The sequence below is a fragment of the Streptosporangium sp. NPDC049078 genome, from assembly GCF_040648855.1.
Lineage (GTDB): Bacteria > Actinomycetota > Actinomycetes > Streptosporangiales > Streptosporangiaceae > Streptosporangium.
In genome coordinates, this window is the sequence record NZ_JBEZEL010000033.1 from 1 (window position 1) to 18801 (window position 18801).

An 18801-nucleotide genomic window follows, 5' to 3' on the forward strand; every position below is an offset into this window, starting at 1 on the left:
GGGACGGTGTGGGAGAGTAGGTCACCGCCGGACAATCTTTCACGTAGGGCCCTCACCGTTGGTGGGGGCCTTTCGTGCTTTCCAGGGGTCCTTTCCTTTTACGGGGAATTTCCCCTCGTGGCTTTTCCGGCGTTCCTGGCCATGGGCAGGAACGCGGCCTGCCCTGGACTCTTCATGGGCCCGTCCGGGACCAGCCCAGGACGTCAGTAGGCTGGAGACGTGGACTATCGAGCGGTTGAACAAGCGATCATGCAGCGTGGCGTCGAGTGGAGCTTCGAGCCCAGCCTCGACAGGATCGCCGCGCTCGTGGACCTGCTCGGTTCCCCGCAGCACTCCTATCCCGTCGTGCATGTGGCCGGTACGAACGGCAAGTCGAGTACGACCCGGATGATCGAAGCACTTCTGCGTGAGCGCAACCTGCGTGTCGGCCGGTTCACCAGCCCTCACCTCGTTTCCATGCGCGAGCGCATCAGCGTGGACGGCGTCCCGCTGAGCGAGGAGCGCTTCATCGAGGTGTACGAGGACATCGCGCCCTACCTGGAGATGGTCGACTCACAGGGGCGGAGGCTCTCCTTCTTCGAGACCCTCACCGCGATGGCGTTCGCCGCCTTCGCCGATGCTCCCGTGGATGTGGCGGTGATCGAGACGGGGATGGGGGGCGTCACCGACGCCACCAACGTCGCCGACGGCACCGTGGCGGTCATCACGCCCATCTCCCTCGACCATGTCGACTACCTAGGGCCCGACGTCGAGACGATCGCAGGGGAGAAGGCCGGCATCATCAAGCCCGGGGCGACCGCCGTGCTCGCGCAGCAGGAGCTTCCCGCCGCCTCGGTGCTGATGAGGCGGGCCGCCGAGGTCGGTGCCACCGTGGCACGCGAGGGGCTGGAGTTCGGCGTGCTGAGCAGGGAACTCGCCATCGGTGGGCAGTTGGTCCGGCTCAAAGGGCTCAAGGGAACCTACGAGGACATCCTGCTTCCCCTCTACGGGGCTCACCAGGCGGGCAACGCGGCCTGCGCACTTGCCGCGGTGGAGGCGCTGACCGGTGGGGATGAGCCTCTCGACGCGGAGTTGGTGCGGCAGGCGTTCCTGGGGGTGCGCTCGCCCGGCAGGCTTGAGGTGGTCCGCAGAGGGCCCACGGTGGTCGTCGACGCCGCGCACAATCCGGCGGGGATCCGGGCCAGTCTGGACGCCGTGCAGGAGTCCTTCGACTTCGCGAAGCTCATCGGAGTGGTGGCGGTGTTCGAGGACAAGGACGTCCAGGGCATCCTGGAGCTGCTGGAACCGATGATGGACGAGATCGTGGTGACCAGGAACTCCTCGCCGAGGTCCATGGATGTGGACGATCTCGCCGCGCTGGCCGAGGAGATCTTCGGCCTTGACCGGGTGCATCAGGTCGAGAGGCTGGACAGCGCGATCGACCGGGCGATCGGCATCGTCGACGCTCTGGGAGAGTTCAGCGGGGCCGGGGTTCTGATCACCGGGTCGGTGGTGACCGCCGGTGACGCGCGACTTCTGCTCAAGGCGGACGAGGCACAGTGAGCGAGCAGGACACCGCGAACGGCCAAGAGCGTGATAAGCCGAAAAACGCTCTTATTGGACAAGTCGGGCGGACGGGGCGCAGTGAGTAGACAGGTCACAGTGAGCGGGCGAGGCGGGATGAGCCGGTCGGGCGTGGCGGGTCGTCGGGCGCGGTCGTGGCGACTCCGGAAGGACAGAAGATGATCACGGTCACTCCCGGGATGAGGCGTCTCTGCGCCAGCGTGCTCGGCATGCAGGCCATAGTCGTCGGTCTGTTCACGCCGGTCGCGATCAACATCCAAGGCGTCGAACCGACCCTCGCGTTCACCGTCGGCCTCGGCCTGGCGCTCCTCTGCGTGGTGGTGATCGGCCTGCTCAGGCGGCCTTTCGCCTACCTCGCGGGAAGCGTCATCCAGGTGCTCACCATCGCCTCCGGCTTCATGGTCCCGGCGATGTTCTTCCTCGGGGTGATCTTCGCCGCGCTGTGGATCACGGCGATATTCGTCGCTCGCCGTGTCGAGGGCGTGACTTCTCGCTAAAGTCGGCCAACATGGCCGTCCCTCCCATCCAGCCGACTCGGGCGGTGCCCGCCGGGCCCACCGGCCTGGTGCGCGTGCTCCGGGTCTCCCTGATGATCGACGTTGTCCTCGGACTGCTCGTCGCGGTAGTGCTGCCGCTGGCGATCGTCGCCATTCCCAACACCATCTCGGTGGTCGCCGCCCTCCTGCCGCCGGACATCTCGCAGATAGCGATGATCAGAGCGCACGGGCTGGCGCTTCCCGCGATGGTCCTGACCGTGCCGGTGGCGGCGGTGGCCGTGCACCGGATGAGGGCGGCCCCGATGATGGTCGCCGGGCTGACCTTGCTCGCCTTCGCCGACGTCGCCGGCGGGTACGCCGGGTCAACGGCGCTGGTAGGGGTCCTGCGGGTCCTGCACGGGGTCGGAGCGGGCCTGCTGGTCCCCGCCACCCTGATGGCCGTCCGGGGGCGTTCGACGCTCCTGCGGGCCGTGTGGGCGGCCGTGTTGACGGGTAGCCTGCTGGCCGCTCAGGCGCTCGCGCTGTGGCCCCTCGACCAGGTCGACTCCTGGCGCGTCACCCTCCAGCCGTACCCGATGCTCACCGGGGTCGCGCTCGCCCTCGCCGCGCTCCATCTGGTGCTGTGGTTGAAGGAGGGCGAGGGCGGCACGGGCCCCGTTCCGGTCGTCGCCGAACGCGGACGCACGCTGTGGGTGGTCGTGCCCGCCGCGGGCGTCGCGGCCCTGGCTCTGGGCAGCACGTTCGACTGGTCACCGAATCTGGTGATCCGTGCGGCGCTGGTGTCCATCCTCGTCCTGCTCGCCCTGGCCTCCTCCGGTGTCTCGAAGGGGGCCGCCGGTAGGGCGCCGGCCTACGCGATGATCGCGGTCGGCGTCGTCGCCCTGCCCACCGCAGCCCAGATCACCTACGTCGAACTCGGAGGGCTGGGAGGACCGGGGCTGTCCGGCCTGTGGCCGGCCTTCGTGATCGCCGCGTTGGTGGGCCTCCTGTCCGCGCTGTCGGCGAACCGGCTGGGCGACGCGGCCATGCCCATGGTCACCGCGGGTGGGCTCGTGGTGATGGTCGCGGGCCTGTGCGCCGTGCGGCTGTTTCTTCCCGCCCCGGGCGGGCTCCCGCTGATCCTCCCGTTCGCGCTGCTCGCGGGCGGTGCCTCGGTGGCGCTCACCGGTGCGTTGCGATCCTGCGGCGAGGGGGCGGCGCTTCTGGCGCTGTCGCTGTTCTTCCCCGCGGTACTCGTGGGCTTTCTGCTGGGCAGTGGCGTCCAGGTCAACCGCCTGAAGGACGCCACGACCCCGCAGGCGCTGGTCGACGGGTTCGTGGACGCCCTGCACCTGTGGGCACTGCTCGGGGGCGGACTGGTGCTCGTGGTGATCGTGCTCGGCGCCGTTCTGGCTCGCCTCCTGCCAGGCACCCCGGTGAGCCCGGGGGACACCCGGGACACTCCGGCAGGTGCGGGCGGCTTCTCGCCCGCGGCGCGATCCACTTCCGGGCTGGTGCCTCCTCCCGCCGGGGAGGCCGATTCCGCCGGTGGCGCGTGGCCGGCCGCCACGGCGTCGGGACCTCCCGGAAGGGTCGGTTTTTCCAGGCAGGTCAAGCCGTCCGAGCGGGCCGGGCAGCCCGGGCGGTCCGAACAGGACGGGCAGGTGGGACACGGGGTGGTGCGGCCACGGTCCGAGGCCGCACCGAGGCCGCAGGGCCGTCCGAATCCCGAGGCGGGACCTATGGCCGCGACCGGATCCAAGGGCGGGTCCGCGGCCGTCACCGGGGGAGGGCAGGGGGTGGGCAAGGGCGGGAGACCCAGGCCCCGGCACGAGCCCGACCGTGTTCCCGAGCGCGACCCCGAGCCGGAGACGGAGGCCGAGCCGGAGAAGGTCGTCGCGCCGCCCGTGGTGGTGCCCCCGCCCGCGCCCTCGCCCGAGGACGGTCCGGGAAGTGGGCCTGCCCTCCAGTGACCTCGCCGACCACGGGTAATCGCGCGAAGGACGGTAAACTTCGCGCGATTACCGCAGTCCGCGACCCATACATGTTCAAAGGAGAACTCCAGTGTCCGAGCGCACTCTTGTCCTGATCAAGCCCGATGGTGTGGCGCGTGGTCTCATCGGCGATGTGATCGCCCGTGTCGAGCGCAAGGGGCTGAAGGTCGTGGCGCTGGAGCTGCGCACCCTGGACGTCGAGACCGCCAAGACGCACTACGCGGAGCACTCCGAGCGGCCGTTCTTCGGCGAGCTGGTGGAGTTCATCACCTCCGGCCCGCTGGTCGCGCTGGTGCTTGAGGGGCCGCGGGCCATCGAGGCCTTCCGCGGTCTCGCGGGCCTCACCGACCCCGTCAAGTCCGCGCCCGGCACCATCCGCGGCGACCACGCCCTGGAGATCGGCGAGAACGTCGTGCACGGCTCCGACTCTCCCGAGTCCGCCGCGAGGGAGATCAAGATCTTCTTCCCGGATCGCTTCTAGAACACGCGCTTTCGCCGCGATTGCCGGGCCCCGCCGTCCTTGTGGACGGCGGGGCCCGCCTTGTTCGGTTAACCCAAGATTTTGCTGCGGCAGGCCGCCTCATTGCGCTCAACGGTGGGTACGTCACGTTACGATTCGAGTGCGTTCCGTAGTTTTCGCCGACGACCTGACGGAAGGAGGCCGGCCTTCCTCATGGGCAGCAATCTTGCTTTTCTGGGCCGTGACATGGCGGTCGACCTCGGCACCGCGAACACCCTCGTGTATGTGCGGGGCCGCGGGATCGTGCTCAACGAGCCGTCCGTCGTAGCGATCAACACCGCGACGGGGAAGATCGTGGCCGTTGGTATCGAGGCCAAGCGGATGATAGGCCGCACTCCCGGCAACATCGTGGCCATCCGCCCGCTCAAGGACGGCGTCATCGCCGACTTCGACGTCACCGAGCGCATGCTGCGCTACTTCATCCAGCGGGTGCACAAGCGCCGCCACTTCGCCAAGCCGCGCATCATCATCGCCGTGCCGAGCGGGATCACCGGTGTCGAGCAGCGAGCGGTCAAGGAGGCCGGTTACCAGGCGGGTGCGCGCAGGGTCTACATCGTCGAGGAGCCCATGGCGGCCGCGATCGGCGCCGGGCTTCCCGTGCACGAGCCCACCGGCAACATGGTGATCGACATAGGCGGCGGGACCACCGAGGTGGCGATCATCTCGATGGGCGGTGTGGTCACCAGCCAGTCGATCAGGGTGGGCGGCGACGAGCTCGATCAGGCGATCATCACCTTCGCGAAGAAGGAATACTCGCTGATGCTCGGTGAGCGCACCTCCGAGGAGATCAAGATGGCGATCGGTTCCGCGTGCACGCTCCCCGAGGAGAGCCACGCCGAGATCCGGGGCCGCGACCTGGTCAGCGGCCTGCCCAAGACGATCGTGGTATCGGCCGCGGAGATCCGCAAGGCCATCGAGGAGCCGCTGAACGTGATCGTCGACGCGGTCAAGACCACGCTCGACAAATGCCCGCCCGAGCTTTCCGGAGACCTGATGGACCGCGGGATCGCCCTCACCGGGGGCGGTGCGCTTCTCAAGGGCATGGACGAGCGGCTGAAGGCGGAGACGGGCATGCCGATTCACCTCGTCGACAACGCCCTCGACTCCGTCGCGCTCGGCTCGGGCAAGTGTGTCGAGGACTTCGACGCCCTGCAGCAGGTCCTGGTCCCCGAGCCGCGGCACTGATGAAGGACACCCGCAGGGCACGGGTCAACCTGGGGCTGCTGCTCGCCTCCGCACTCGTGCTCGTGACCATCGACCACCGTTCGGTCACGGAGTCGCCGTTCGGTCCGCTCAGGACGGTCGGCACGACGTTGTTCGGCGCCGCGGAGAGCGCGGGGGCGGGACTCGTACGACCGGTCGGCGAGTTCTTCGAGGCGATGGCCGAGGCTCCCTCGGCGCGGAGCCGGATCGAGAGGCTGCACGCGGAGAACCAGCGACTCAGGCACGATCTGGCGACGCAGAGCCTCGACCGGGAGCGCTCCAGGGAGCTTCGCAGGCTGCTCGGTGTGGCGGGGACCGGCGGATACAAGATCCTGACCACCCAGGTGATCGCTCGGCGCGGCGCTCCCGGGTTCGAGGAGGCCGTCGAGCTCGACGTGGGGCGCGCCGACGGAGTGCGTCCGGAGATGACCGTTTTGAATGCCGATGGCCTGGTCGGCAGGGTGGTTCAGGTGGGTCCGTCCACCTCGACGGTGGTTCTGCTCAGTGACCCCGCCTCGGCGGCCGGGGCCAGGCTGGAGGGCAGCAACGAGATCGGGGTGGTGCACGGCGTGGGGGAGAACGGTCGCCTGGTCCGCTTCCGGCTGCTCGACTCGACCGCGCCGATCACCCCGGGGCATCGCATCGTGAGCTTTGGTTCCCAGCGCGGCGCACCGTATGTGGCGGGGGTGCCGATCGGGGTGGTGGAGCGGGTGGAGGCCACGCCGGGTGAGCTGACCCGCATCGCGTACGCGCGGCCGTCCGCGGATCTCACCTCGCTGGACGTGGTCGGGGTGGTGGTGCAGGCGCCGCAGCGCGACCCGCGTGACACGGTGCTTCCGCCGGCCCCGCGCAAGGCGAAGGTCTCGGCACCGGGGCGGTCCACGCCGCGCTCACCCGAGTCCGACGCCGAGTCCGGGCCCGGCTCCGAGGACGGCTCCGACTCCGAGGTCGACTCCACCTCTGAGTCCGGTCGGCGAGAGGCGGGGGTTCCCCGTGGCCGGCGAGAGGGGGCCTGAGGGGATGGGGCGCAACGCGATGTTCGTGGCGCTGCTTTTGGGGATCATGATCCTCCAGGTGACCGTCGTCAACAGGCTGCCGCTGCCGGGGCATGCCGCGCCGGATCTGGTGTTGCTCGCCGTGGTGGGGTACGCGCTGGCACGCGGGGCCGCAGCGGGGGCCGTCATGGGCTTCGCCGCCGGCCTCGTCAGCGACCTGCTGCCGCCCGCGGCGCATCTGCTCGGGCACAACGCGCTCGTGTTCTGCCTCATCGGCTTCATGGCGGGACGGGGGGTGGAGAGCCGGCCGGCCGCGGGGCCGCTCGCGGCGCTGGCCTGCGCGATCGCCGGTCCCGTGGTCGCCCTGGTGACCGGCGCCCTGGTGGGGGATCCGCGGGCCGGTGTGTCCATGCTCACGGCGGTGCTGCCACAGGCGATGATCTACAACCTGCTCGCCGCGCCACCGGTGGTGTGGATGGTGCGAAGGGTCGTCAAGGGGCCGGAGCCGCGCCCCATCCAGATGCCCCGCTCGGCCATGCGGAGTCGTGCATGAGATCACGTACGCGGCATCGTGCGCGGTGGGGTTCCCGGTGCGTGCGCCGCGAGGGGTTCGGCGGGGCGTGGACGGGGGGTTTCCGCGAGGTGTGCGGGGAGGAGCGGTCATGGGCCTGATGCGAGGGCGCCTGGTCGTGGTGCAGGTGATCGTGGTGTCGATGCTGGCGTTGCTCGCGGTGCGGCTCTGGCAGGTGCAGGTGGTGAGTGGCCGGGAGTACGTGGAGGCAGCGACCGAGACGCGTACGCGTGATGTCGTCGTCCCGGCGGTGCGCGGACAGATCCTCGACGCGACGGGCCGTCCACTGGTGCGCAACCGGACCACCCTGGTGGTCTCGGTCGACCGCACCCGCCTGAACCGGATGGCGGGCAACGGCGAGGAGGTGATCAAGAGGCTCGCCGCCGTGCTCGACCGCCGTCCCGGCGAGTTGCGGGAGCGGATCAGGGCGTGCGGGCCCGGGGTCGCCCGTCCGTGCTGGCCGGGATCCCCGTACCAGCCGATCCCCATCGACGTCGACGTGACCACGCGCGAGGCCCTGCAGATCCTGGAACGGCAGGAGGAGTTCCCCGGCGTCACGGCCGAGGTGCAGGCCGTGCGGGAGTATCCGCGCAAGGGCGCGGGCGCGCAGGCGCTCGGCTACCTGCAGCCGATCACGCAGGAGGAGCTGGACAAGCGCGACGGGCTCAGGGCGGCGTTCTCCGGGGTCGACCTGGTGGGCAGGGACGGACTGGAGTCGGTCTACGACGTGCCGCTGCGGGGGACGCCCGGGATGAGGCGGGTGCAGGTCGACCGGCTGGGCAAGGTCATCGGGGTGGAGCGGCACGTGCCGCCGATCCCGGGCGACACGCTCATCACCAGCATCGACGCCAGGGTGCAGACCTTGGCGGAAAAGGCGCTGGCCGAGGCGATGAAGGGCGCGCCCAAGGCAGACGGGGCGGCGGCGGTGGTGCTGGACGCGAAGACCAGCCGGGTGATCGCGCTGGCCAGCGCGCCGACGTATGATCCGGCGGTCTGGACCGGAGGCATCTCGGAGGCGGAGTACCAGCGGTTGCTGTCGGGCAAGACCGGCAAGCCACTGGTGTCGCGGGCGATCAAGGGCGAGTTCGCGCCCGGTTCGACGTTCAAGGTGTCGTCGGTGTCGGCGATGCTCAGGGACGGCTATCCACTGCACGGCAAGTACGACTGCCCGGGGTCCTACATGGTGGGCGACCGGCCGTTCAACAACTTCCGCGGCATCGGACTGGGCACCCTCGACCTGCACACGGCGCTGGTGAAGTCGTGCGACACGATCTTCTATCGGGCGGCGTACGAGCAGTGGCTGCGCGACGGCGGTCTCGATCCCAAGGGGAGGCCCAAGGAGCCGATGGCGAACATGGCGCGTGCCTACGGGTTCGGCCGCCCCACCGGCGTCGACCTGCCGGGCGAGTCGCCGGGCAGGATTCCCGACCGGGCATGGAAGAAGGCGCTCTGGGCGGTGACGAAGGAGGACAACTGCCGGCGGGCCAAGACCGGTTATCCGGAGGTGGCCAAGAGCAGCCCCAGCAGGGCGGCCTTCCTCAAACGGCTGGCGTACGAGAACTGCCTGGAGGGATTCCAGTGGCGGCCGGGTGACGCCGCCAACTTCTCCATCGGGCAGGGCGACGTGCTGGTGACGCCGCTGCAGTTGGCGGCGGCCTACGCGGCACTGGTCGGGGACGGCAGGCTGCGCAGTCCCAGGGTGGCCTGGGCGCTGGTGCGTCCCGACGGGACCAAGGTCAAGGAGATCAAGGTGCCGGTGGTGGGCAAGTTGCCGATCACGCGGGAGGAGCGGGACTACATCAAGGGGGCGTTGAGCGAGGTCGCCTCCGACGGCACCGCCGCCGGGGCCTTCGCGGGGTTTCCCATGGACAAGGTCAAGATCGGTGGGAAGACCGGCACCGCCGAGGTCTACGGCAAGGCCGACACGTCGTGGTTCGCCTCGTTCGCCCCGACGAACAACCCGCGGTTCGTGATCGTCGCCATGGTGTCCCAGGGCGGGATGGGCGGTCAGACCGCGGCTCCGGCGGTACGGAAGATCTACGAGGGCATCTACGGGTTCAAGCCTGACGGGAAACCGTCCTCCTCCATCCTGCCGGGTGGGCGCCCCGCGAGGGCTCTTCCGGTGATCGCCAAGGATGGGACGGTGTCGCGATGACCCCCGTATCGGCGGCGGTGACGTCCGCGAGTGAGGCCGCGTGAGTCGGGCGGCGCCGCCGAGGACGTCCCTCACCGGCCGGACGGTGGCGGCGGTCTCCACGGTGGGCCGGATGGACGGATTGATGCTGGTCGCCGTGGTCGCGCTCGCGGTGATCGGCACGATGCTCGTCTGGTCGTCGACCAGGACCTGGGCGCCCGGCTCCACCGGGCTGGTCAAGAAGCACATCCTCAACCTCGTCATCGGGGCCGTGCTGGCCGGCACGGCCGCGATGGTGGACCATCGCGCGCTGCGGATCTTCGCGCCGCTGATCTACGGGGTGACGCTGATCGGGCTGATCCTGGTGATCACACCGCTTGGCAGCACCGTGAACGGCGCCCACTCATGGATCATGCTGGGGGGCGGTTTCGCGTTCCAGCCCTCCGAGTTCGCCAAACTGGGGCTGGTGCTGATGCTCGCCATGCTGCTGGCCCAGCAGGCCAGGGGCACCGACCGGCCGCGCAACCTCGATGTCGTGATCGCGCTGGCGGTGTCCTCCTTCACCATGGGCCTGGTGATGCTCCAGCCCGACCTGGGCACCACGATGGTCATCGGGGTGATCACGGCCGGCACGATGGTGGTGGCGGGGGTCCGCAAGCGCTGGATCGCCGGGCTCACCCTCAGCGTGATCGGTGCTGGGGTGGCCGTGTGGCTCCTCGATGTCCTGGAGCCGTACCAGATCGCCCGGTTCACCGCGTTCCTCAACCCGGCCAGTGACCCGCGTGGCGTCGGCTACAACAGCACCCAGTCGCTGATCGCGATCGGATCGGGGGAGGTGTTCGGCAAGGGATTGTTCGGGGGTGGCCAGACCACCGGCCGTTTCGTGCCCGAGCAGCACACCGACTTCGTCTTCACGGTGGCGGGGGAGGAGTTCGGATTCCTCGGCTCGGTCACGGTGGTGGCGCTGATCGGGGTGATCCTGCTGCGGGGGGTGCGGATCGCGCGCGAGTGCGACGACCGGTTCGGCGCGCTGATGGCCGGTTCGATCGTGTGCTGGCTGGCCTTCCAGTCGTTCGTCAACATCGGGATGACGATCGGGATCATGCCGATCACGGGCCTTCCCCTGCCGTTCGTCTCCTACGGCGGTACCGCCACCTTCGCCAACATGATCGCCTTCGGGCTGCTCCAGGCGATCCATATGCGCAGGCAACCGTCGTTCAGCTGAGGAGTCCGGTGCCCGCTCCGGCCCCGGTGCGGAGTGGCCCGCCTGTGGCACCCTCTCCAGGCGGATATTCTTGACGGCATGTCTGTCGAGTCGTTGTTTCCCCGCCTGGAAGCGCTCCTGCCCAGAGTGCAGAAGCCGATCCAGTATGTGGGAGGTGAGCTCAACTCGACCGTCAAGGACTGGGACGAGAGCACGGTCCGCTGGGCGCTGATGTATCCGGACGCCTACGAGGTGGGCCTGCCCAACCAGGGTGTCCAGATCCTCTACGAGATCCTCAACGAGCTGCCGGAGACGCTGGCCGAGCGGACCTACGCGGTCTGGCCCGACCTCGAGGCGCTCATGCGTTCCGAGGGCGTGCCGCAGTTCACGGTCGACGCGCACCGGCCGGTGAGGGCGTTCGACGTGCTCGGACTCTCCTTCTCGACCGAGCTCGGCTACACCAACATGCTGACCGCGCTGGATCTGGCGGGCATCCCGCTGGAGGCGGCCGACCGGGGCGACGACGACCCGATCGTGCTGGCCGGTGGGCACGCGGCGTTCAATCCCGAGCCGATCGCCGACTTCCTCGACGCCGCCGTGCTGGGCGACGGGGAGCAGGTCGCCATCGCGATCACCGAGGTGATCCGCGAGTGGAAGAGCGAGGGCTCGCCCGGAGGGCGCGACGAGCTGCTGATGCGGCTGGCCGAGTCCGGCGGGGTCTACGTGCCGAAGTTCTACGACGTCGACTACCACGCCGACGGCCGGATCCAGCGGGTCACGCCCAACAGGTCGGGGGTGCCGTGGCGGATCCACAAGCACACCGTGATGGATCTGGACGAGTGGCCCTATCCCAAGAAGCCGCTGGTCCCGCTGGCCGAGACCGTGCACGAGCGGTTCAGTGTGGAGATCTTCCGCGGCTGCACCCGTGGGTGCCGGTTCTGCCAGGCCGGCATGATCACCCGTCCGGTGCGCGAGCGCTCGATCACCACGATCGGCGACATGGTCGAGGCGGGCGTCAAGGCCTCCGGGTTCAACGAGGTCGGCCTGTTGTCGCTCTCCTCGGCCGACCACTCCGAGATCGGCGAGGTCGCCAAGGGGCTGGCCGACCGCTACGAGGGCACCAACACCTCCCTGTCGCTGCCCTCGACCCGGGTCGACGCCTTCAACATCGACCTGGCGAACGAGTTCTCCCGCAACGGCCGCCGCTCCGGTCTGACGTTCGCCCCGGAGGGCGGCTCGGAGCGGATGCGTAAGGTGATCAACAAGATGGTCACCGAGGAAGACCTGATCAGGACCGTCACCACCGCGTACACCCAGGGTTGGCGGCAGGTGAAGCTCTACTTCATGTGTGGCCTGCCCACCGAGGAGGACGCCGACGTCCTGGGCATCGCCGATCTGGCCAAGAAGGTCATCAAGGCGGGCCGGGAGGCCACCGGGTCGCGCGACGTCCGCTGCACGGTCTCCATCGGCGGTTTCGTTCCCAAGCCGCACACTCCGTTCCAGTGGGCGGGCCAGGCCGACCACGAGACGGTCGACCGCAGGCTGAAGGCGCTGAAGGAGGCTCTGCGGGGCGACAGGGAGTACGGCCGCGCCATCGGCCTGCGCTACCACGACGGCAAGCCGTCGATCGTGGAGGGCCTGCTCTCTCGGGGTGACCGCCGGGTCGGCAAGGTCATCCGCGCGGTGTGGGCCGAGGGGGGCCGCTTCGACGGCTGGAGCGAGCACTTCTCCTACCAGCGCTGGATGGACGCCGCCGCCGCGGTGGGCGTCGACGTCGACTGGTACACCACGCGTGAGCGCGAGGAGAACGAGGTCCTGCCCTGGGACCATCTCGACGCCGGGCTCGACCGCGAGTGGCTCTGGCAGGACTGGCAGGACGCGGTCAACGACGTCGAGGTCGAGGACTGCCGCTGGACCCCGTGCTACGACTGCGGCGTCTGCCCCACGATGGGCACCGAGATCCAGATCGGGCCCACCGGGAAGAAGCTGCTGCCACTCACGGTTGTCTGAGGTGGGCGGCGCGTGAGCACCGCCTCCGGAAACGACGACCACGATTCGGGAAGGACGACACCACCCTGAAACCCGCTCCTGACGGGCCGCCGCCCGCGCCCGTGGTGCAGCGCCTGCGCGTTCGCTACGCCAAGCGCGGCCGCCTGCGCTTCACCAGTCACCGTGACATCACCCGGGCCCTCGAACGGGCGGTCCGGAGAGCCGACGTCCCGGTGGCGTTCAGCGCGGGCTTCTCGCCCCACCCGAAGATCTCCTATGTGGGAGCGGCCGCCCCCACCGGGGTCGCCAGCGAGGCCGAATACTTCGAGATCAGTGTGACGCGTGAGTGTGATCCCGGCAGGCTGCGAGCCGCTCTGGACACCTCACTGCCTCCCGGTCTCGACGTGCTCGACGTCGTCGAGGCGGGCTCCGCGAGCCTGGCCGACCGGATGGAGTGCTCGGCGTGGGAGCTGCGGCTTCGAGGAGCCGATTCCGCCCTCGCCGGGGCCGCGGTCGAGAAATTCCTCGCCACGGAACACGTCGAGGTCGAACGCCTTACGAAGAAGGGGATGCGGCGCTTCGACGCACGTGAAGCGGTGCTGAGCCTCACGGTATTTGAGGTAACAGAGACAACAGCAGGTCAGGCGTCCAGTCAGCCATGTGTCATACTTCGCATGGTTGTACGGCACGAAACTCCTGCCGTTCGACCCGACGACGTTCTCACTGGACTGCGTCTTGTGGCTGACTTCGCGCCGCCGGTGCCCCCCGAGGTGACCAGGCTGGCGCAGGGCCCGCTGGACGTTCACACCGGTGAGCCCGCCGATCCGTTCGGCCTGGACCGCGACATCACGCGCGGCGGCGAAGCGGAACCGGTGGGCAGGCACGTCGGCGGCGACATATAGGACTTGGCGCCGGGCCCCAGGCCTGGCGGACAGTGAGAGACGAGAGCTCCCGCGCGGCGCGGAGACGCGCCCGGGAGCTGAACGGGAGAGCGCCCGCATGCTCGACAACGAGCCCAACGCCGGGGTCAACAGCCCTGACGGGGACACGACAACAGAAGAGACACGACCGCCGACGACCCGTCGCAGGGCCGCGAGCAGGCCGGCCGGACCTCCACCGGAGCCGCCGGAGCCGGCCCCGGTGGTCACGGCACCGCCCGCACCGGTCGCGCAGACCGTGACGCCCGAGGTCCCCGAGACCTCCACGGTGGAGCCCACCGCGCCCGCGCCCAAGCGCGCCACCAGGCGCAAGACGGCGGTGGCGGACGGTGCGACCACCACCACGCGTCGTAGCCGTGCGAAGAAGCCGGTCGAGCCGGTCGCGGAGCCGGTCGCGGAGGTTATGACCCCTGCGACCCCCGAGACCCCTGCGATCCCCGATGCACCCGTGACGGTCTCCCCGGCGCACCCCGTGGCGCCCGTCGCCGTACCGGATCCCTTCGCCGAGGCCGAGCCCCAGGAGGCGCCCGCGGCCCCCGCCAAGCGCACCCGTACGCGCAAGAAGGCCACGCCGCGCGAGGCGCCGCCGGTCGAGGCCGAGCAGAGCGTCCACGTGCCTCCCGCCGAGGTGGAGGAGGCCGAGGCGGAGCTCCTGCCGGCCGACGAGCCGCTCGACGACGAACCCGCGGGCGAGGACATCATCGAGGAGCGTCCCGGCCTGTTCGCCGATCCCTTCGGCCTGGCCGCCAGGGAACGTTCCGAGGTGCCCTCGGTGACCTTCCAGGCGCCCGCCGCGGTGTTCCAGCCGCTGTTCCAGGCCCCCGACCCGCAGCGGGCCGCACAGCCCGCCACGCGTCCCGCGCCGGTCCAGCCCGCCACTCCCGAGCCCGAGCCCGTCGAGGCGAGGGCCGACAAGGCCGACCGGGTCGAGAAGACCGAGAGGGCCGAGCTCGCCGAGGAGCCCGAGGACGACGACTCGGAAGGCGAGGGCGACGACGACGCGGGAGGTCGCCGGCGTCGGCGCCGCAGGGGCGGCCGGGGCCGCGGCAAGGCGCGCGACCTCGACGAGACCGAGGAGACCGAGGCCGAGCAGGACGACGAGGAGCAGGCTGAGGCCGAGCAGGACGACGAGGCCGAGAGCGGCAGCTCGCGCCGCCGTCGACGCAGGCGGCGCAGGGGCACGGACGAGTCCGGCGACGTCCCCGACGACCCGCCGAACACGGTGGTGCGCATCCGCGCGCCCCGTGCCGGCCGCGGCACCTCGGTGGACGAGGTGCAGAGCGTGCGCGGCTCGACCCGCCTGGAGGCGAAGAAGCAGCGCCGCCGCGAGGGCCGTGAGCTCGGCCGCAGGCGTCCGCCGATCATCACCGAGTCGGAGTTCCTGGCCCGCAGGGAGTCCGTCGAGCGCGTGATGGTGGTCCGCCGCACCGGCGGGCGCACCCAGATCGCGGTGCTGGAGGACGGCGTCCTCGTCGAGCACTACGTCAACCGCGAGGCGAGCCAGTCGTACGTGGGCAACGTCTATCTCGGCAAGGTGCAGAACGTGCTGCCGAGCATGGAGGCCGCGTTCGTCGACATCGGCAAGGGCCGCAACGCGGTCCTGTACGCCGGAGAGGTGAACTTCGACACCGCGGGGCTGGAAGGACAGCCCAAGCGGATCGAGGTGGCGCTGAAGTCGGGCCAGTCGGTGCTGGTGCAGGTCACCAAGGACCCGATGGGCCACAAGGGCGCCCGCCTGACGAGCCAGATCAGCCTGCCGGGACGTTACCTGGTCTACGTGCCCGACGGTTCGATGACCGGTATCAGCCGCAAGCTCCCCGACAAGGAGCGCACCCGTCTCAAGAGCATCCTGAAGAAGGTCATGCCGGAGAACGCGGGGGTCATCGTCCGTACGGCCGCCGAGGGCGCCTCGGAGGACGAGCTGGCTCGCGACGTGGCCAGGCTGTCGGCGCAGTGGGAGAACATCCAGCGCAAGGCCAAGTCGGCCAGCGCGCCCGAGCTGCTCTCCTCCGAGCCCGACCTGACCGTCCGGGTGGTCCGCGACGTGTTCAACGAGGACTTCGCCTCGCTGGTCGTCGCGGGGGACGTGTGGGAGACGGTCGACGAGTACGTCCGCTACGTCGCCCCGCATCTGGCCGACCGCCTCAGCAGGTGGGAGGAGGGCGGTGACGTCTTCGCCGCGTACCGGATCGACGAGCAGATCGCCAAGGCGATGGAGCGCAAGGTCTGGCTGCCCAGCGGCGGCTCGCTGGTGATCGACAGGACCGAGGCCATGACCGTGGTCGACGTCAACACCGGCAAGTTCACCGGTCAGGGCGGCAACCTCGAGGAGACCGTCACCCGCAACAACCTGGAGGCGGCCGAGGAGATCGTCCGCCAGCTCAGGTTGCGCGACATCGGCGGCATCATCGTCATCGACTTCATCGACATGGTGCTGGAGAACAACCGTGATCTGGTGCTGCGGCGGCTGCTGGAGTGCCTGGCCCGTGACCGTACCAAGCACCAGGTGGCCGAGGTGACCTCCCTCGGTCTGGTCCAGATGACGCGCAAGCGGGTCGGCCAGGGCCTCCTGGAGGCCTTCTCGACCACCTGTGAGTGCTGCAACGGCCGCGGCCTGCACGTCTCGTCGGAACCGGTCGAGGGCAAGCCCGAGCCGCGCGGCACCCAGGGCAAGATGGCCGTGGAGAAGGCCGTCGCGGAAAAGCTGGGCAAGGACGGTAACCACGCGGTGGCGGCCGGTGACCAGTCTGGGCGTGATACGGTGACCGATGCGCTTGATGGAGTCCAGCATGAGGACGGTCAGGCAGCACAGGCTTCTGGCCGGGGGCGGCGACGCTCCCGCAAGGCCAGGTCGGCCGATTAGACCCCGTCCCGCACAGGGACGGGGCCGAAGGCCGGCACCCCCGACGTTCCGCCCGGTTCGACCAGGACACCGTCAATCCGGTACCCTGGTGAACCGGTGCGCTCATGGCGCGCCCTGTTCGCGCGCCTACCCGGTACGTCATCAATGACCACAGCCGGATGCGGGGCGCAGCATCCAGCGAGCAAGCAGTCAGAAGAAGGGTTCCGCGGTGTACGCGATCGTTCGTTGCGGCGGCAGGCAGCAGAAGGTCTCCGTCGGTGACGTCCTTGAAGTGGACAAGGTCGCCGGCGAGGTCGGTTCCACGGTTTCGCTGCCGACGGTCCTCGTCGTCAACGACGGCGACGTGACCACCGAGGCGGGCAAGTTCACGGTTGCCGCCGAGATTCTCGGTGAGACCAAGGGTCCGAAGATCCGGATTCTGAAGTACAAGAACAAGTCGGGGTACAAGAAGCGCCAGGGTCACCGTCAGCGGTACACCCAGGTGAAGATCACCGGCATCGACCAGGCCTGAGTTTCGGGAGTTTTGCGAGATGGCACACAAGAAGGGCGCGTCGTCCACTCGGAACGGCCGCGACTCCAACGCCCAGCGGCTCGGTGTGAAGCGCTTCGGCGGTCAGCTGGTCAACGCCGGCGAGATCATCGTTCGTCAGCGCGGCACCCACTTCCACCCCGGCGACAACGTCGGCCGTGGCAGTGACGACACGCTGTTCGCGCTGGCCGCGGGCCACGTTCTGTTCGGTGTCAAGCGCGGACGCCGCGCGGTGAGCATCGTTCCGGTCGCGGAGTAGATTCGCGCCGACAGACGTTGAGGGCAGGGGTGGATCGCATTCAGCGGTCCACCCCTGTTCGCGTTTTCACCGGAATTTCCCGTAGATAGAGGTAGGAAAGTAGATATGCCGGACTTTGTGGACCAGGTGGTCCTGCACATCAAGGCCGGTGACGGGGGAAACGGCTGTGCCTCTGTCCATCGGGAGAAGTTCAAGCCGCTGGGCGGTCCCGACGGGGGCAACGGAGGCCGGGGCGGTGACGTGATCCTGGAGGTCGACGCCAACACGGCGACCCTGCTGGAGTATCACCGCCGCCCGCACCGCAAGGCCGACAACGGCAAGCAGGGGCAGGGCGCCAACCGCGACGGCGCCAACGGCGGCGACATCATCATCTCGGTGCCCGACGGCACCGTGGTCAAGAACGCCGCCACCGGCGAGGTCCTGATCGACCTGATCGGCGCGGGTACCCGCTACGTGATCGCCGAGGGCGGGCACGGCGGGCTCGGCAACGCCGCACTCGCCTCCGCCAAGCGCAAGGCCCCCGGATTCGCACTGCTCGGTGAGCCGGGCGACGAGCTCGACGTCATGCTGGAGATGAAGAGCGTCGCCGACGTGGCGCTCGTCGGATTCCCCAGTGCGGGCAAGTCCTCCCTCATCGCCGCGCTCTCCGCCGCCCGCCCGAAGATCGCCGACTACCCGTTCACCACCCTGGTCCCCAACCTCGGGGTGGTCACCGCGGGCGAGACCGTCTTCACCGTCGCGGACGTGCCGGGACTGATCCCCGGCGCCTCGGAGGGCAAGGGGCTGGGGCACGAGTTCCTGCGCCACGTCGAGCGCTGCAACACGCTCGTGCACGTGATCGACTGCGCCACGATGGAGCCGGGCCGTGACCCGATCAGCGACTACGAGGCGATCGAGGCCGAGCTGGCCGCGTACGGCAAGCTGGAGGACCGGCCGCGCCTGGCGGTGCTCAACAAGTCCGACGTGCCCGACGCCCGCGAGCTGGCGGAGATCGTGACGCCGATGCTCCAGGAGCGGGGACTGCGGGTCTTCTCGATCTCCGCGGCCACCCATGACGGCCTCAAGGAACTGACCTACGCCATGGGGGAGATGGTCGCCGCCGCGAGGGCCGCCGCTCCGATCCCGGAGCCGACCCGCCTGGTCATCAGGCCCAAGCAGCACGGTGACGCGGGATTCGCCGTCCGCAGGATCGACGACCACACCTTCCAGGTCACCGGGGTGAGGCCGGAGCGGTGGATCCGCCAGACCGACTTCACCAACGACGAGGCCGTGGGCTACCTGGCCGACCGGCTGGAGCGGCTCGGTGTCGAGGAGGAGCTCACCAAGGCCGGGGCGAAGGCCGGAGCCGAGGTGATCATCGGCTCCATGGAGAGCGGACACATCTTCGACTGGCAGCCGACGCTCAACGCCGAGGCCGTACGTCAGGGGCCGCGCGGATCGGACAACCGGCTCGGCTAGCGGGGGCCTCGCGAGGGCGCCTCGGCGCGCGTCCCGTGTGCTTCCCGCCCCGTCCGGGCGGCTCGGATAACCTGATCTTCCAAGTGATCATCTTTGAGAGGTGCG

15 protein-coding genes are annotated in these 18801 nt (G+C 69.6%); all 15 read left to right on the plus strand.

Annotated elements, in window-relative coordinates; all coding sequences use genetic code 11:
* Positions 1 to 249 precede the first annotated feature (249 nt).
* The 15 genes from AB0B90_RS37780 (at position 250) to obgE (ending at position 18696) form a co-directional block, all read left to right on the plus strand.
* A complete protein-coding gene (locus AB0B90_RS37780) occupies positions 250 to 1542 on the plus strand; it encodes a folylpolyglutamate synthase/dihydrofolate synthase family protein (protein WP_350946103.1) in 1293 nt (430 codons plus the stop codon).
* Between the two features lie 179 nt (positions 1543 to 1721).
* A complete protein-coding gene (locus AB0B90_RS37785; RefSeq protein ID WP_350945804.1) occupies positions 1722 to 2060 on the plus strand; it encodes a DUF4233 domain-containing protein in 339 nt (112 codons plus the stop codon).
* A gap of 11 nt (positions 2061 to 2071) precedes the next feature.
* Positions 2072 to 4012 (plus strand): hypothetical protein, encoded by a 1941-nt coding sequence (locus AB0B90_RS37790; protein WP_350945805.1) that lies wholly within the window; start codon positions 2072 to 2074, stop codon positions 4010 to 4012.
* Positions 4013 to 4103: 91 nt separating this feature from the next.
* The gene (gene ndk / locus AB0B90_RS37795; protein ID WP_350945806.1) at positions 4104 to 4514 is read left to right on the plus strand and encodes a nucleoside-diphosphate kinase; all 411 of its coding nucleotides are present in this window, start codon (positions 4104 to 4106) and stop codon (positions 4512 to 4514) included.
* A gap of 192 nt (positions 4515 to 4706) precedes the next feature.
* The gene (locus tag AB0B90_RS37800) at positions 4707 to 5738 is read left to right on the plus strand and encodes a rod shape-determining protein (RefSeq protein ID WP_350945807.1); all 1032 of its coding nucleotides are present in this window, start codon (positions 4707 to 4709) and stop codon (positions 5736 to 5738) included.
* On the plus strand, positions 5738 to 6772 hold the full coding sequence (mreC, locus tag AB0B90_RS37805) for a rod shape-determining protein MreC (RefSeq protein ID WP_362926685.1): 1035 nt from the start codon (positions 5738 to 5740) through the stop codon (positions 6770 to 6772). Before AB0B90_RS37800 ends, mreC begins: the two co-directional genes overlap by 1 nt.
* A gap of 4 nt (positions 6773 to 6776) precedes the next feature.
* Positions 6777 to 7304, plus strand: coding sequence for a rod shape-determining protein MreD (gene mreD, locus AB0B90_RS37810; RefSeq protein WP_362926687.1), 528 nt, complete (start codon positions 6777 to 6779; stop codon positions 7302 to 7304).
* A gap of 109 nt (positions 7305 to 7413) precedes the next feature.
* Positions 7414 to 9477: a penicillin-binding protein 2 gene (gene mrdA / locus AB0B90_RS37815; RefSeq protein WP_350945810.1), complete on the plus strand. Its 2064-nt coding sequence runs from the start codon at positions 7414 to 7416 to the stop codon at positions 9475 to 9477.
* 112 nt (positions 9478 to 9589) lie between these two features.
* Positions 9590 to 10681, plus strand: a complete 1092-nt coding sequence (gene rodA, locus AB0B90_RS37820) for a rod shape-determining protein RodA (protein ID WP_350945811.1) — start codon at positions 9590 to 9592, stop codon at positions 10679 to 10681.
* Positions 10682 to 10759: 78 nt separating this feature from the next.
* Positions 10760 to 12670: a TIGR03960 family B12-binding radical SAM protein gene (locus AB0B90_RS37825; protein WP_350945812.1), complete on the plus strand. Its 1911-nt coding sequence runs from the start codon at positions 10760 to 10762 to the stop codon at positions 12668 to 12670.
* 101 nt (positions 12671 to 12771) lie between these two features.
* Positions 12772 to 13551, plus strand: a complete 780-nt coding sequence (locus AB0B90_RS37830) for a TIGR03936 family radical SAM-associated protein (RefSeq protein WP_350945813.1) — start codon at positions 12772 to 12774, stop codon at positions 13549 to 13551.
* A 97-nt stretch (positions 13552 to 13648) separates the two neighbouring features.
* The gene (locus AB0B90_RS37835; RefSeq protein ID WP_350945814.1) at positions 13649 to 16450 is read left to right on the plus strand and encodes an Rne/Rng family ribonuclease; all 2802 of its coding nucleotides are present in this window, start codon (positions 13649 to 13651) and stop codon (positions 16448 to 16450) included.
* A gap of 208 nt (positions 16451 to 16658) precedes the next feature.
* Positions 16659 to 16961: a 50S ribosomal protein L21 gene (rplU, locus tag AB0B90_RS37840; protein ID WP_030924785.1), complete on the plus strand. Its 303-nt coding sequence runs from the start codon at positions 16659 to 16661 to the stop codon at positions 16959 to 16961.
* A gap of 19 nt (positions 16962 to 16980) precedes the next feature.
* Complete coding sequence (rpmA, locus tag AB0B90_RS37845) at positions 16981 to 17238, plus strand: 50S ribosomal protein L27 (protein ID WP_030924780.1); 258 nt, start codon at positions 16981 to 16983, stop codon at positions 17236 to 17238.
* 105 nt (positions 17239 to 17343) lie between these two features.
* Complete coding sequence (obgE, locus tag AB0B90_RS37850; RefSeq protein ID WP_350945815.1) at positions 17344 to 18696, plus strand: GTPase ObgE; 1353 nt, start codon at positions 17344 to 17346, stop codon at positions 18694 to 18696.
* Positions 18697 to 18801: the final 105 nt, after the last annotated feature.